This window comes from Oligoflexus sp. (genome assembly GCF_035638955.1).
GTDB lineage: Bacteria > Bdellovibrionota_B > Oligoflexia > Oligoflexales > Oligoflexaceae > Oligoflexus.
In genome coordinates this window covers 231,754-247,543 of record NZ_DASQYZ010000013.1, presented here as the reverse complement: position 1 = coordinate 247,543, position 15,790 = coordinate 231,754, and the positions used below count along the sequence as shown (strand labels likewise).

Here is a 15,790-nt window from a genome sequence, read left to right as displayed (position 1 = left end):
ATCCATAATACTCCTCATACCCCAGTGACAGCGCATTTTTAATTTGTTTAAAATCTCGACGGCGTTCGAAACCGCTTAAGCCGCCCTTGTCATTTGTTTGACGAGCCATTGCCGTTGGGAAGTGATATCGAGGCATTGAGACCCACGACGCTTGAATGCAGGGGATTTTAAAAGAATTGACTTATGCCGTTTGTAGAGGTTTTGTCGAGAATCGATTTCGGCTGATACAACCTGATTGGGTGAATTGCATTTCGCTTCGCGTTACTTTCAGGTAGGATTCTTTATGAAAATTATATATTTGTAACCGAGGCCAACCCCTGCGGGATCGCACTTCTCAATCATTTACAATCTATTTCGCGAATCGAAGCACCTGCTCGGGAGTTGTCCAACGAGGGCTATGGAACTGTTTTCATGAATGATTCAAAATATAGCTTAAAAGCTGTCTGTAAATTAACCGGCATCCGAGCTACCACTTTGCATGCGTGGGAAAAGCGCTATGGCGCCGTAACGCCTCTGCGAACCGATACCAATCATCGTGTCTACACAACGGCAGATGTCGAGAAACTCCGCCTGCTCGTAACAGCCAAGGATCTCGGGCAATCCATTAGTCAAATGGCCCAGCTCTCCCTGGCCCAGTTGAAAAAAATAGTAGAGAACCTCACCGACCAGACTCCATCGACCGCTCCAGAGAAACTCAAGGCCAGGAGCAAACCCAGCAGCGCCGCGTTCTGCAAACGCACGCTTCAGGCCCTTGAGGAATTTGATTTGGAGAGGGTTCATGAAGAGCTCGATGTGGCCAGAAATCGATTTGACACCATCACCTTTGTCCTGGAGATTTTGGTTCCGCTTTTCTCCAGCATCAACCGACTTGTTGAAAAAAGACGGATCTGCGTTCCCAAAGAGCACGCACTTTCCGCCATCGTTAAAGCCAATATTTTTACTGAGATATTACGCTTAAGAGTGGTGCGTAGAAAAAAACCGGGTCCTTTTCAAAAACCCAAGCGCATTGCTGTGGCCACATTCGATGGCGACTGGCACGAGATCGGCATTCTCCTGTCCGCCGTCCTTTGCTCCGAGCATGGCCTCCTCGTCAGCTATCTAGGGCCGAGTATCCCGGCACTGGCTCTGGCTGAAGCTGTGACAGCCCTGCGCTCCGATATTCTCCTCATCAGCTGTCCCAAGGTTTCGCAGGATGCGTTGAATCAGAAACCAGACGACTATATTCGTCAGCTTGCGGATCATCTGCCTAAACTTTGTGACCTCTGGCTTGGGGGCGAGGACACATATTTGCTGACACAACTGAATATTTCTCGTAAGATGCTGCACATTAAAACACTGCATGACCTGAACAAGCAGTTGATAAGAATTACTACCTTTCCGACAGAGTCCACACGTATTCTTTCATCACCATGATTTATTCCGATTCATGAGTCATGTTGTCCATAGTTACAAAAGGAACTGAACACCATGACGTCCACTCCTGAAACAAACCGAATCCTCTTAGTCGAAGATGAAGACCAATTACGCGAGGTGATTGCATCGGAAATCAAGGACGCGGGCATCGAAGTGATCGGCGTCAGGAATGGACTTGAAGCCATTGAAGCCCTTCGCCATCACGAAGTGGATGCCGTTCTTTCGGATCTTTGCATGCCGGAACTCTCGGGCATGCAGCTCCTGCAAATTTTACGAGCCAATGGATTTTATAAACCTTTCGTCGTTTTGTCCGCTTTCGGGACACGTACGGAAGCCATCGAGCTTTTAAAGCTGGGAGCCATGGATTTTCTTGAGAAGCCGATCGACAGCGTGGCCCTGATCAAGGCCGTCTCTGCGGCTGTACAACTGGGCCATGCCCTGCCTAAGTTGCGACTGGAATTCATGGAACAGTTGGGCTTAAAGGAGGGGGACAACAATCCCGCTCTGGAAAAAGCCATCACACAAATTGCCCAGTTACGATTTATCAGGACCTCGAAGACGGCCTGACGGAGCGATCCCCTATGTCTCCTGCATTTGATGTTCTTGCTGTTCTGAATGAAGCTGTGCTGATGGTGAGACTGGATCAACAGGGAAATGTTCAGCACATCAATAATAAATTCAAGCGACTCCTGGGCTTGACCCATGCTGAGATCATGGGAAAACCATACAGCTTTCGTTGTCATACTGCCACTCGATCCGACCGGCGCTTAAAGCTTTTCCATGCCTTTACGAATCTCCGTGGCCAGGCCGCTGCTGGTGGCTTCGCTGCGACCTATCCATCGTAATTTGCCAAGGTTCCAGGCAATATTTCGCTTTTCTGTCTTGGACAGCCGCGAACTGGGACCGGCATGTTTTTCATCGACCAGAAGGCGGCCCCTTTGGGCGTGAGTTCGGCTGAGTATACTCGTCATAAACAGCAGGCCACGGTCCAGAATAATCCAGGGAAAGTTGGGATTGCGCAGCGGCCCAACCGTAAGGGTTTTCCGCGAAAGTTTTAAACCGGCGACCTGGGCATCGGAAAAAGCGAAGTAGCCAATGCCAAGGCCACCCAGGACCGCCCCGACCCCGGCGCCAGCCATGAAGGAGGCTCCACCGACCGACGCATCCAACGTTCCACCGGCCAGAGCCCCGGCGGCGGTCCCGGTTGCAATCAATTCGGTACGTGACAGTCCCAAAAATTCCCAAGTCTCTCGACCAAAAAGATCATCCGGATCGCCTTCCGTGTTCAGCTCAGCTTCTTCACTCTCCAAACTCTTGAAATTAAAAACCTGGGCGATGGCCAGGCGACTGGCTTTTTCACGCTGGCGAATGTGATTATAAAAATCCTTGAGGTATTTTTCCTTCTCGCGTTCGGTCAAACCTTCTTCATCAACCGGAATTTTTTTACGGTAATAGGTGGCTTCTGCAATGAACTCAGCAAGAATATAGGATGCCGCTCGAAGCCGGGATTCATGCTGGTTTTTCAAAAGTGCCATAGCCTCGTCAAGCACAGGGCGGGCGTCGTCCGAAAGAAAACGCAGCTCCTCGAGGATGCGAATCCTCTCTTCAAATCGGGCGGTATGAGCATTGAAAATGACCGTCTTCCGAAAGTACTGATGCAAGGCGGCCTGCCAATCGGCGACCCACTGGCCATCCCCGGTTTGATTGAGAAGAGCCAGGGATGGCTGACCCGTCCATTGCAGAATTTCAAACTCCGCTTCAAAGTTAGGTCGGTAGGGGTGGCTGGCATCGACCACGTAAAGGATATAGGCTTCATCGAAGAGCAGCGGTTTCAGCAGTTCACACTCGAACTGAAAGCGGGGGGAACCTTGAAACGCATCGTAAAAGGCCTGAACCCGCTGACGCCTTTGATGGGCGGCCACGGGTTCCTGCTTCAACCATTCCAAAGCCGCCGGCGCTTCTTCAAAACCAGGCGTATCGATGACGGTGATGAGCTTCCGATCGCCGATTTTCAAGGCAAATTCCTGGCTGATCAAAGTCGTTCGAGGCGTTGGCGCGATTAAAATCTCATCGTTCTCCACCAGCGTTGCCACAATACTGGATTTGCCTTTATTGGATCGGCCCACAACTGCGAATTTCATGAAGGCTGCCTCCTGTCAAAAAGAAAGCCCACATAAGGATCACGAAACGTTTTAAGACTGGCTTCCCAAAGGGACCGATCCCGGCCGGTTGCGTGAATGGAAGACCCTTCAGGCCCCTGCTGCAGGGGCACCAGGAAGATGGGTGTCCGCGTCCCCAACTTTTCCCGCATGGCCACGCGCAGTCGGTTGAAGGCTTCGCCAGGCAATTCCCAAGGATCGCACACAAGCGCCAGGGCCTGTCCCGACTGCAAAGCTTCCAGGATCATCCTGAATTCACTCTCACGCCCTTCAGCATCAACGATGCGTCCTACCTTGTAGCCATGCTCTGAAAAATACGTCTGCAGTTCATCATCCTGAAAGGGCGCCTGCCGCCAACGCACCACCAGCAGAGGTTGATCGCTGCGCAGGCGCTCCGGTTCAGGCATGGCTTGAATCACGGCCTCGGTGGTCCCTTGCGTGCCTTCCCACCCCAGACCCAGGCCCTGCAAACGCAGCCAGACACCCTCGCTGGCAAAGTCATCAAAAACGATCCGCTGAAGATGCCGATGCAATCGAATTTGAAACACGAGCAGAAGAACCGCACGCGGTAGACAACCATAAACAACGATAGCAGCGGCCAGGAAAGGCCACCAATCGGCCGCCAAAGCGCTGCCCTGCGCCTGGACAAAAGTTCCGGAAAATCGATCGTATTGCGTGGCTTCGATCAGACTCGAATGCGGGACCAGCAGCGGTCCCGCCCAGGCAAATGGCAAGGCGATCCACCCCACCAGGTTTTCGAGAGCCTGGGGGCCTATTCTTAAAGTGGTCTGCCACGCAAACTTATAATCATGCACGCTGACATAAAAGAGAAAGGCTCCCAGAGCTGTCAGGTAGTAAACAAGGCCAAAGGTTTGGGAAAGGACCCAGGCCTGCCAGGTGAAAATTCGGGGATGGCGCGATTGAAGACGATGCCAAAGATCCAAAGCCGGCAGGTCCACCTGACTTTTTTTCATCACGCGTGACAGAAGCCAAAGGCCCGACTGCGACACCCATCCGGTGGGCAAACGACCCAGCACGCGTGCCACCGCCCCTTTCAGAAAAAGCACCGTCAGAAAAAAGAAAGGCAGCAGAACAAAGAACACCAGAAACGGCAGGACATTAACAGGGTGCTGGCCATCGTACGTGAGAAGACCCCGTATGGTCGCCCAACCGAGCAGGGCCCCCAGCACACTCACACCCAGGCTCAGAAGCTGCCGAAGCTGGACAAAACGTTCTCCGAAAGGTCCACGTATCCGATCGAGCCAGACTTTAAGACCAATGGTCTTGCCTTTCTTCAGTACCTCGCCATCCAGTCGCAGGGAACTGTCGCGGCGAATCAGCTCCTCGGGACCAGCCCGTCCATCAAGCGCCATCTGAAGCTCGTAATCGATGACATCCGCGAGCGTAAAAACCCTATTTTTATAGCCCGGCATTCACCCTTACCTCCCCCGCACGGGATCCTCATGGATCCACAGAAAAACCATGACATAACTTGCACTTATAATGCCAGGTTTAGCTTTCTGCTCCCCGTCACGCCAATAGGCGTACTCTTCATCACCTACAGGGGTTGGGAGTCGGTACCTACCACGCAAAAAACCCGGCTGGCAACTGGCACCAGCCGGGTCGATTGTTGAGGACAAAAATTAAAACATAATCCGGAACTCGCCTTCCTTGTCCCTATCCGTCAGCGGCACCCACATCTTAAGGATTTCCGGCCTGGCATCGATCAGAGTGTTCACTTCCTGACTTTCGACGTCACCCATCGGCAGCGCAAAACGATAACCTTGGGGGCAGGCCGTCGCATAACCTGACCACGGTCCCGTGGCCGTGCTCACAGCCCACTTCGGTCGGGTTGTATCCAGCACATTTTTGCAAAGGTAGTTTCGACTCAGAGTGCAAATCGTATCATTGAATCGACCCAGCGCACCGGTCGACATTCCGGTAACGGTTGCATGATTATTCTTGCCGGCAAGGTTTTCATATTCAGCGCAATCTTCGTCTTCGCCGTTGGGACCTATCGCATTGTTCGGCTCGCCGCCCAACCAATAACTGGCGACGCGTTGCAGAGCCATGGTCGACGTGATCTCGGTGCGAAAGACTGTAACAGGGCTGCCGTTGACACTGATGCTGGCTTCCACTGTTTTATAAAACAAAGTGGCTGGCGTCTCGGCAATCACCCAGCTCAAAGCCCCCATGTTTTCCTGCATCACGGCGAGGTTATACGCCTGGCCCTGACCATCGATCTTGCGGAACGATGCCGTGACAGCTGTCACTGTCATCGGAGTCGGCGGCGTCAGGAGACAGTCCATGCGATAGGTCGCCTGACCTTGCACCTGATTATCAGGATAACGACACGTAAGCGAGGCGCCACCGATAGCAGTCGGCTCGACAGCAATCATACTCTCGGCGTCGGTTTCCTCGGTTTCAGCCGTTTGTGCAGGCTGCAATGTTTCCTGGGTCGCAGACGTCGCGTCCCGGTCGTCCGCAACGGCCGGCTGGCTTTCGGCATTATCAGGCGTGCGATGCATCGCAGGATTGCCGTTGCAAGCCCAGAGCCCGACAATCAACGTCAGCACGGTAAGATTCCGCGTATGAAACATAGTTTAGCCTCAGGTACGAGTGTGTTCTTGAGAAGGTATCGGAATCGCCCTGAGAATTTTTTAAGCATCAGACAAGGACCAGTCAAATCCACAACTTGAACAGCATCCTTGAGTTTTTGGACATCGGCGCCTAGGACTAATGCATGGATGTTGCGTGCAGACTGGAATCTGCCGGCCGCTCATTCAATAAAACGTCCAGGGTGTGCCGCAGGACATCCAATTGCAGGGGTTTCGAAAGGTGATAGTCGCAGCCAGCTGCTAATGTTTTATCCACTTCCTCTTTCAGCGCATGCGCGGTTAGGGCCACAATCGGCTTTTTATAGCCCAAAGACCGCAAACGCCGCGTGGCTTCAAGCCCATCCAGGACCGGCATCATCATATCCATGAGCACGATATCATACGAACTCTTCATGGCCATTTGAACGGCTTCCTCGCCGTTGCAGGCAACCTCCACATACGCGCCCAGCTTCTTCAAAAATATTTTGATCAGCATCTGGTTATCAGCGGAGTCTTCCGCGAGGAGCACTTTAAACTTCTGGGACGAAGCCGCGATCAACGGGATCGTCGGGGCCTCCAGGCGAGGCGTTTCCTGCAGAGATTGAAGCCATCGACCCGCATGGGGAGTTCCCAGGGGCAATTCCAACACGAATGAGCTGCCACACCCGGGGACACTCCAATACAAGCGCAGATCCCCGTTCAAGGCCTGGGCCAGGCGTCGCGACAGATGGAGGCCGAGACCAGTGCCACCATGTTTCCGACTGATACCTGCATCGACTTGAGAAAAAGCCTTGAACAGTCGATCGGTTTTGCTCGCTGCAATGCCGGACCCGGTATCTTCAACTTCAACGCGGAAAATCTGTTGATAACAACCCAACTTAATGACAATACGGCCCACATCAGTAAATTTGATGGCATTGGACATCAGATTCAAGAGAACCTGACGGAAACGGAGTGGGTCGGAATCAATGAATTCCGGCACGGGCGTTTCAAAAACCACCTGCAGTTCAAGGCCTTTCTTTTGGGCCAGGATCGACATGGACTGCACGCTTTCAGCAATGAGATCCACGACAGCAAAGGCCTGTCGTTCGATTTTGAATTCTCCCGATTCCACGGCCGAAAGATCCAGAATATCATCGATAACGGCCAACAGATGCCCACCACTGGTCTTGATGCTCGCGGCATAGGCAAGTCGGTCGGTTTCGGCAAGACTCCGTTCCAGGAGGAGGTCGGCATACCCTAGCACCGAGCTCATGGGTGAACGGATTTCATGACTCATGTTGGCAAGAAAGCGACTTTTGGCTTGGCTGGCTTCTTCCGCACTTTCCTTGGCTCGGGCCAGTTCGACCAGAGCGAGCTTATATTCATGAATATCGGTGGCAGTCCCATACCATTTTTTTACAGTCCCATCGTCTTGAAGGACTGGAATAGCCCGACTTAAATGCCAGCGATACAAACCATTCTGCATGCGTACGCGGTGCTCGCAGGAATAGACCTCGACCTTACGAACAGCATCATGCCAGCAGCGAATCGTTACGGATAAATCATCCGGATGCAGACAGGGCTGCCAGTTCCAGTTGCCATCCTCGCAGCGGCAAAAACCTTCATACTCGCTCGCTCGATCATTATAATAGTCGACCTTGCCATCCGGGTGTGCTGTCCATACCAGCTGTGGCATGGAATTGGCCAGCGCATTAAACTGCCCCGCCGTTTCTTCCAGGCGTGATTGCGCTATTTTTTTATCGTGGATATCAAAAATGCTGCCGGCATAGCCGAGATACTGGCCTTCGGCATTGAAACGCGGATTCCCGGCATCCAGAGTCCAACGATAATCACCTGCTGCCGTTCGGAGTCGATATTCACAATAGAATCCTATGCGATTCGCATTGGCCGTTACGAACGCCTGTCGGGCGACCGTGCGATCGTCCTCATGAACAGCATTCAACCAGCCAAAACCAAGGGCCTCGTCAGGCGTTTGACCTGTGAAAGCATACCAACGCTGGCTCAGAAACGCGCATTGTCCATCCTGTTCCGTAATCCACAGGATCGCGGGGGAAACGTCGACGCTGCGCTGAAAATCAATTTCAGCCAGTTTGCGGTCGGTAATGATGCGGATCACACCCATCACCCGGATGATGTTTCCCTGATCGTCCTCCCAAGGGTGGCCCGTACCTTCCAGCCAAACAGTGCGCCCATCCATGGCCAGGAAGCGATATTCACAGCTATATCGGGTGCGCGTTTCCAAAGCCTTATGGAAGTGGGCCCTTACCAATTCCCGATCATCGGCATGAATGCGCTCGAAAAAGTCGAGCGTGACAAGGCTCTGGCTGTCGGAGACAAATCCCATGTTGGCCCAAAGTCGACCGCGGACATAGGTTTTTCCTGTGCCGATTTCGTATTCCCAGATACCCAATTGAGCCGCTTCGGTGGCCAGCTCAAGTTGCAATGTCGACTCCGAAAGAGCCACTTCAGCCTTTTTACGCGCCGTGATGTCCTTAACATTCGCAATGAAATACTTCCCTTCACCTGATTCGGAGGTGGGCAGGGTAACGGAAAGCAGGCCCCAAACGATGCCTCCGTCCTTACGAATGTAACGCTTTTCCAAGGTGTAGTTCGGAATCAGCTTATTCCATACCTGTTGGGCGAGTTCGACTCCCTTGGCCAGATCATCCGGATGTGTGAGTTCCTGAAAGGTTTTGCGCATCAGCTCACCTTTCGGATAACCCAGCAGATCCACAAACGCGGGATTAGCCCGAAGCAAGCGCCCATCCTTCGTCAGGTGAGCGATGCCTACGAGTGTCTGTTCAAACGTTTCCCGGTAAAGGAGTCCATCAGCCTGAGCCAGCCGATGCTGCTGGTGGGCTCGCTGCCAAAGCCAGGTCAAAACCAGCAGGGCCGCGGCGACACCTGGAGACCAGACGCGCTCAGTCCTGTCCATGAATACGAACGCGCCTAGGATGAAAACAGATGGCAACAAAAGTTTGCCAAACTTGAGCATGGAATCCCGCCTCTCTTGTTCAGCAGCAGTATAAAGGACCATGAATCCGATGTCACAGACTATCCGGCTGAGTCCGGTGTAAAGTGCCAGTGAGCGCCGACCTGAGCGGAAAATGAAGCTTCGGCACCCGAGCTGATGGGACATCGATCTCGACAAATTGTGACCTCATTGGCAATCTGCGTTCTCTTTGGTTGTTTCAATGCCAAATTGCATTAGTCTTTGCCTCAGGCCCCTTTGAAATTTTAAAGGAAAGTTTGATGATATTTCGCTCTGTCCTCCGCGTTCTCACTTTCATGGCATGCTTGGCAGGCTTGGCTCCCACCACGTCCTGGGCCCAGATGGCTCGTCTGCAAAAACCCAAACTGATCGTAACCCTCGTCGTGGATCAGTTCCGGGCGGATCAGATCGCGCGATTTCAAAAACGCTTTGTCCCACCGCTTGGCCCTCAAGGTGAACCTGGTGGGTTTCGTTATTTGACCGAATATGGCGCTTATTATCCTTTTGCCGAATTCGACCTTTTGCAAAACATGACCTGTCCTGGTCATGCCACCATTTTAAGCGGAGCCTATGCCTATCAGCACGGGATTCCCGTCAACATCTGGTATGACGCTCGAACTCAAAAATCCCAGTACTGCGTGGAAGATAGCGACAGCCCCCTGGTGGGTCTAGCTGATGCGAACTCCAAACGCGGTATTTCTCCCAAACATTTTCGGGGAACCACCCTCGGTGATGAACTGAAGAATTCCGGTTATCCTTCGCGCGTGATCACCATCGCCCTCAAGGACCGTGCGGCCGTCCTGTTAGGTGGCAAGCGCGCGGACCTTGCTGTTTGGCTTGATAAGGAATCGCAGACCTGGGTGTCGAGCCGATTTTATCTGCCGAATGGCAAACTTCCTGATTGGGTTCAGAGCTTAAACGCATCCCTTCAGACCAGGGGCGAAACCTTGACCTGGAATGCCCCCAAAGGCCTGGGCAGCGGGACCTCCTGGACCAGCAATCAACACGTGGTCGCCTCCAAAACGACAGAAGCCATGGGCCGGGATTTTCCGCATCAGGTATCGAGCCACAACGCCCAGTCTTCCAACTTTCCTGAGGGAACTGTATGGACTGTCAATGCAGCGATTCAAGCATTGCAGACCTTAAAATTAGGTCAAGGGCCCGAACCGGATCTTCTTGCCGTGAGTTTCTCGAATCACGATGGTTTATCCCACAGCTTTGGGCCCAACAGCCGTGAACTCGAAGAGCTCATGCTGGTCGAGGATCGCGAGATCGCCCGTCTCCTTGCAGCGATTAAGAAAGCCGTGGGCCTGGACCAGAGCATCATCGTCTTAACGGGCGACCACGGTGGTATGCCGAACCCTGAGTGGCTGCGGTCTGAAAAAATGGATGCGGGTCGCGTGGACGAGGCGAGTCTTCTGCAGCAGGGTGAAGCCTTTCTGCGGAAAACATTCGGGGAGTGGAAAGGCGGCTCCTGGATCGCTTATGTCAGTAATTTCAATTTTTATCTCAACCCGGAAGCCCTCAAGCAAAATAAATTAAGCCGCGACGATGTCTTGAACCGACTGAGCCGTTTCTATCGTGAAGAAGCCACCGGGATCGATGGCGTTGCGCATGTCGTCAGTGCCCCCGATGTCCGCATGGGGACTCTTCCCGCCGGCCTGTTTCGGCAGCAGATCGAACACACGTATAATCACGATCGGAGTGGCGACATCCTCCTGATCCTGAAACCCAACTACGTGATGAAAGGCTCGACGGCCGAACATTTGAGCGGTTACTCGTATGATCGGATGGTACCTCTGGCCATGGCCGGGCCGCAGATTAAACCTGGGGTTTACGGCCAAAAAGCAGCGGTTATCGACATCGCACCGACTCTGGCTTTTTTTGCGGGAACCATCCCACCGAGTGGGAGTGAAGGACGGGTGCTGCATGAAATACTGCGCACGCGCTGAACCCGGCTTACTTTTGGGTAACGTTCGAGGTAACCCCGGTTCTATCCAAGGATAAAGGCACAGAATTTTCCGGTAGCCAAACCATTTCGCTTTTTCCTGTGAATTTTAAACGTTCGGTCCCGATAAAGTCCTGTGCAACCAGGACGAAGTTATGCAGAGAATGTTTTGGCAAATACTGATGAGCTGGCTCCTGCTGGTCCCAAGCGGATCCGGTCAGAGCCAGACAATAGAGGACGGCCATCTCGATCTTCGATCCTGGAATTTCGACGAAAATCCCAGTTTGCCCCTCAGGGGCATCTGGGAATTTTATTGGTCGCAACTTTATACCCCCAATGATTTTATAAGTTCCATTCCCGAAGGACGGGAACGCATTCAAGTTCCTGGCAGCTGGGCCCTGGTCACCGATCATCCCACGTTTGGAGTGGCAACCTATCGTCTCCATGTCCAACTCAAAGAACCTCGGGAACTCGCGCTGCATTCCCCTTGGATCCTGGCATCGTCTCAGATTTATATTGATGGCGTGCTGATCGAGAGTCTCGGCCGCATCGGCCGGCAGCGCGAACCTGGGACCGGACAAACCTATGTAAGGGATGATTTTTGGGTCTTTAAACCGAAGCAGGCCAGCTTTGATATCATCATTCAGGTCGCCAATCATGAATCCATGATGTCAGGCTTTCCACACGCGCCTTCCCTGGGAACACCCAAGGCCATAAAACTTTCCTATCAAATGGAAATCGCGCTAGCCCTGGCCTTAATCGGCAGCTTCATGCTGATGGGAATCTATCATCTCTGTCTGTTTGCGCTGCGGACTCAGGTCCGTTCCACTCTTTATTTCGGTCTCGCCTGCATCAGCATTGGGCTTTACATCTTTGGCGCCGAAGGCTCTGTGGTGGCGACTTTCCTGCCTGATATTGAATACCCAACGCGTCTGCGACTGATCCTGACCTGGATGCTGTTTGGGCCTATGTTTATATATTTTGCCAGGGATCTTTTCCCGCGTTACTTTTTTTCCCAGCGCCTCGCTCATGCTTATACCGCCCTCTCAGTCAGCGTATGGCTTTACTTCTGGTTTGCCGACATTACTGAAATTCGCTGGAAATTCTATGTGTACCAGGCGATCAGCGCGGTTATGATCCTTTATACAATGGTGGCGGTCATTCGAGCCGTTCGAAACAGGGAGGACGGTGCCTGGATTTTTGCTCTCGGTGTTTGTGTGATGGCTGTTACAGGTGTGCATGATCTGCTGCGAGCGGTGATCGATTCCCGGCCTCTTTTTGGTTTGGGTTTACTCGCGTTCATCATCGGCCAATCGTTTCTGCTGGCTCGACGGTTCTCGAAAGCGTTTACCGACCTGGCTCATTCCGAGCATCAGATCCGCCAGCTGAACGAAAACCTTGAAGCGCTGGTGGAAGAGAAGACTCGCGATATTCGTTCCATCCTGGATCATATTCAGCTCGGTATCTTTGCCATTACGCCCCCGGGTCGATCCATTCACAAGGACTACTCGAGGTACCTGCAGACCATCTTCAAACAAACCGATTTTACCGGTCTTGATGCGGCCTCGCTTCTTTTCCATGGTAGCCATCTCACGTCCGACGAACAAAGTCAGGCCACCCAGGCCCTGGACGCGATGCTGGGGGAACCTAGCCTGGCCTTCGAACTGAACAGCTCTGCCCTGCCCCACGAAACACATTACGCAGCGTCTGACGGCGCGCTTCGCGTTCTGGATTTGACCTGGCATCCTGTCGTCAGTGGGCACGATATCATCGAGAAGATTCTGGTGACCACGCGGGATGTCACCCAGCTACGGGCCTTGGAAGAAAAGGCGCATGATCGTGAAGAGGAACTGCAGTTCATTCAGGAAATCTTGAATATTTCCCCCGAGGCTTTTTATCGTTTCATTCAGAACTGCCAGGAATTTCTAAACGAGAATCGTAAGCTGGTCAACTCGCGGAGTATTCAGCTCCGCGATATGGAAGCGCTCAAGGTGCTCTTCATCAACATGCATACCCTCAAAGGCGCGGCGCGGTCCCTCTACCTTAAGAAAATCACTCGAATTTTTCATGACGTGGAACAATACTATGCGATCCTGCAAAAGGATCGGGACGCCCCTTGGGATATTGAGCGCATGAATCGTGATTTGGACGAGGCTCACGATATGCTGGCCACATACGAGTCGATCAACCGTAATAAACTGGGTCGCCGTGGTTCCGATGAAGGGCTTGTGGAGATAGCCACCCCCGAGCTGGCCGCTTTCTACCGTAACATTCAGGCAGCGGCATCAGGGGCTGACGCGAAGTCCAGGGCCGCGATGGAAAGTCTGCAGGCCTTCCTCTTTCCGCTCGTGTTCCGCCCCTTGCAGGACATGCTGAACGAAATCGTGCAATGCACCGATGCCCTCGCCAGGGACCTTCGCAAAGCTCCGCCTCAGGTGTTCATCGAAGCTGAAGGTTTCCATACAGAGACACCGACGGACAATATCCTTAGGCGGATCTTTGTCCATATTCTGCGCAATACCATGGATCATGGTATCGAAGAACCGTCGATCAGACAGATGCATGGCAAAAGCGAGGCAGGCACGATTCAAATCAGGGTTTCCCAGGACGATGGCTTTGTCAAAATCCTGTATCAGGATGATGGACAGGGCCTGAATCTGGAGCGCCTCAGCGTTGTCGCCCAGAGCCAGGGTCTTATTCCTCATGATGCGGGATTCTCCGACCTGCAGCGCGCCGACCTTATTTTCCGATCCGGGCTTTCGACGGCCAAGCAAATCAGCGATATTTCAGGTCGCGGTGTGGGCATGGATGCGGTCAGGAAATATTTGGAAGCAGTGGGCGGACGGATCCATATTCATCTGTTGGATCGGGACGCCCGTTCTGCCGGCCGTCCCTTCTTTTTTGAAATTCTTTTGCCGGACACACTCTTTGTGTCGACTCCGCAGCCGATCAACGCGGCCGCCTGATTACCTAAAACTAAATTCCAAAATCAAAGGCAAATGATCGCTGCCTTCGCGCAGTGTACCGTAGGCCGCGGTCCCGGATTTCAAACAGGTGGTGGTCTTATCCTTTTTGAAGACGTCCACTGCACGGTTTTGCGCCTTCTGCTCGGCGACCATGGCATCAACCTGCGCCTGATCCGTGAAGCAGCCATGGTCCTTGAATTCAGGGTTTACGAAATGCGTCTCCAGACGCTTGATATCAATGTCCTGAGACACGATAAAGTAATCGAGCTGTTCCGTTCGACTGCGACCACGACCTTTGAAATCAAAGCCATAGGGAATAAAAGTCGTATAAGGATGAAAGCCACCGAAGTCGTTCGTCGTTAAACTGCCGTCTTCAATTTTGGCGACCACTTCGGCCGGAAGCTTGTCCTTGGGAATCACAGGCAATCCAAATTTACGATCCTGAAGACGAGCATTGGCTGTTCCCGCATGGGTAAGGATACGCTGCAAAACCTGGGATCCCGAATAGAAGGGCGACTCAATCGCCACATTCAGGTCACCCGCCACGATAAAGGACGCGCCTGCGCCGAGAGGACGAATCACGGTTTGACAGCTGCGGACGCGGCTCTTGGATTCCGGCTCACACTGCCCCAGGATATACCATTCCAGAAATTCGAGCTGGGCCTTGTTTCGCTGAGGATTGGGGTTGACGCTCTTGCCTTCGCGATCAAAGCCAAAAGCAGGCACGGTATGAAAGGTCACCATCGCCACGTCACGGCCATCGACCTGGACCCAGCTGACGTTGAAGTTCTTATCAAACAGGGGGTATTTTTTATAGCGATCACCTTCCAGGTTGACCGCACGCGCCATGCTTTGAATCATGTCGTCGGTCAGGCTGGAATCACGGTAATTGATATTGCTGAAACCCAGATCGAAGCCAGTGATATCCAGTTCTGGATTCCACTCCGTCCAAGTCACGGCAGCATTCACAAAGCGGGCCTTGATAGGCGTGGAACTCGCGAACACGGTCGAATACTGTCCTGGCGTCCAGCCAAAGTTCACCTTATCCATCAAGGCATCTTTGCGGGCAAAATCAGGATCGCTGTCAAAAGGCCGATCGGAAAGGAACCGGTCGCCATCACGTTGAGCCAGTGCTCCCGTGTTGGCGGGACAGAAGGTCGAGTCCCAGGTCCCGGTCTTCTGCAGTCGACTCAAAATAAAATCATCATTCTGCAGAATATTCAAACGGCGGCGTTCGGCGACGACCTGCGAGAAATCACACGAAGCCGTGGCGATGGCCGTTTCCATCTTATCAACATCGTATTGTATTTCATTCAGAGACAGAAATTCGGGTTTGAGTTCATTGAGAACCTGCAGAGCCGCCTTCACCTGAAGGGCTTTGCTCGACGCATTGCGGTCCTGGGAAGGCTCACCGGCAACCGATTTTTCGAAAGCATCGATTTTCGTACTGTCGATTTCTTTGATGTTCCAATGCACGTATCGGTGCACAGACTGTGCGTCCCGGTATTGCAGTTCACTGGAAGGCTGGGAGCAGGAATTCAAACTGGAGGCCAGCAGCATCAGGCCGGGGCAAAGAAACTTGCTCTTCATCGTTTCATCCTAGGCAAATGGAGATGAATCAGGTCAACACAACAGACCCTCCCTTTTGCAAATGGCAGTCATTAATTTTAGTTAATGTTATTGGATAGTTAAATTCATCAGGACGGCCCATA

General features: G+C 52.7%; 10 protein-coding genes. 5 read left to right on the top strand and 5 right to left on the bottom strand.

Annotated features, from left to right (window positions below; genetic code table 11):
* The first annotated feature begins 411 nt into the window (after nucleotides 1–411).
* The 3 genes from VE954_RS01820 to VE954_RS44050 are packed head-to-tail and all read left to right on the top strand — an operon-like array spanning nucleotide 412 to nucleotide 2,258.
* Nucleotides 412–1,413: a MerR family transcriptional regulator gene (locus VE954_RS01820; RefSeq protein WP_324949047.1), complete on the top strand. Its 1,002-nt coding sequence runs from the start codon at nucleotides 412–414 to the stop codon at nucleotides 1,411–1,413.
* 54 nt (nucleotides 1,414–1,467) lie between these two features.
* Entirely contained in the window at nucleotides 1,468–1,980 is a 513-nt protein-coding gene (locus VE954_RS01815) for a response regulator (protein ID WP_324949045.1), read from the top strand.
* A 14-nt stretch (nucleotides 1,981–1,994) separates the two neighbouring features.
* Nucleotides 1,995–2,258, top strand: a complete 264-nt coding sequence (locus tag VE954_RS44050; RefSeq protein WP_414698959.1) for a PAS domain-containing protein — start codon at nucleotides 1,995–1,997, stop codon at nucleotides 2,256–2,258.
* On the opposite strand, the gene VE954_RS01810 is transcribed toward VE954_RS44050, so the two are convergent.
* The 4 genes from VE954_RS01810 to VE954_RS01795 form a co-directional block, all read right to left on the bottom strand.
* Nucleotides 2,181–3,554: a GTPase/DUF3482 domain-containing protein gene (locus tag VE954_RS01810; RefSeq protein WP_324949043.1), complete on the bottom strand. Its 1,374-nt coding sequence runs from the start codon at nucleotides 3,552–3,554 to the stop codon at nucleotides 2,181–2,183. The genes VE954_RS44050 and VE954_RS01810 overlap by 78 nt on opposite strands.
* Complete coding sequence (locus VE954_RS01805; RefSeq protein WP_324949041.1) at nucleotides 3,551–5,005, bottom strand: DUF2868 domain-containing protein; 1,455 nt, start codon at nucleotides 5,003–5,005, stop codon at nucleotides 3,551–3,553. Before VE954_RS01805 ends, VE954_RS01810 begins: the two co-directional genes overlap by 4 nt.
* A gap of 210 nt (nucleotides 5,006–5,215) precedes the next feature.
* Nucleotides 5,216–6,172 carry a hypothetical protein gene (locus VE954_RS01800; RefSeq protein WP_324949038.1) on the bottom strand — a complete coding sequence of 319 codons (957 nt, stop codon included), beginning with the start codon at nucleotides 6,170–6,172 and terminating at the stop codon, nucleotides 5,216–5,218.
* Nucleotides 6,173–6,308: 136 nt separating this feature from the next.
* Nucleotides 6,309–9,167: a PAS domain-containing protein gene (locus VE954_RS01795; RefSeq protein WP_324949036.1), complete on the bottom strand. Its 2,859-nt coding sequence runs from the start codon at nucleotides 9,165–9,167 to the stop codon at nucleotides 6,309–6,311.
* A gap of 257 nt (nucleotides 9,168–9,424) precedes the next feature.
* Between VE954_RS01795 and VE954_RS01790 the strand changes: the two genes are divergently transcribed.
* Both VE954_RS01790 and VE954_RS01785 read left to right on the top strand, forming a co-directional pair.
* Nucleotides 9,425–11,116 carry an alkaline phosphatase family protein gene (locus VE954_RS01790; RefSeq protein ID WP_324949034.1) on the top strand — a complete coding sequence of 564 codons (1,692 nt, stop codon included), beginning with the start codon at nucleotides 9,425–9,427 and terminating at the stop codon, nucleotides 11,114–11,116.
* A gap of 151 nt (nucleotides 11,117–11,267) precedes the next feature.
* Nucleotides 11,268–14,078: a 7TM diverse intracellular signaling domain-containing protein gene (locus VE954_RS01785; RefSeq protein ID WP_324949032.1), complete on the top strand. Its 2,811-nt coding sequence runs from the start codon at nucleotides 11,268–11,270 to the stop codon at nucleotides 14,076–14,078.
* Here the strand turns inward: VE954_RS01785 and VE954_RS01780 are convergent, their stop codons facing one another.
* Nucleotides 14,079–15,668 (bottom strand): hypothetical protein, encoded by a 1,590-nt coding sequence (locus tag VE954_RS01780; protein WP_324949029.1) that lies wholly within the window; start codon nucleotides 15,666–15,668, stop codon nucleotides 14,079–14,081.
* Between the last annotated feature and the right edge of the window lie 122 nt (nucleotides 15,669–15,790).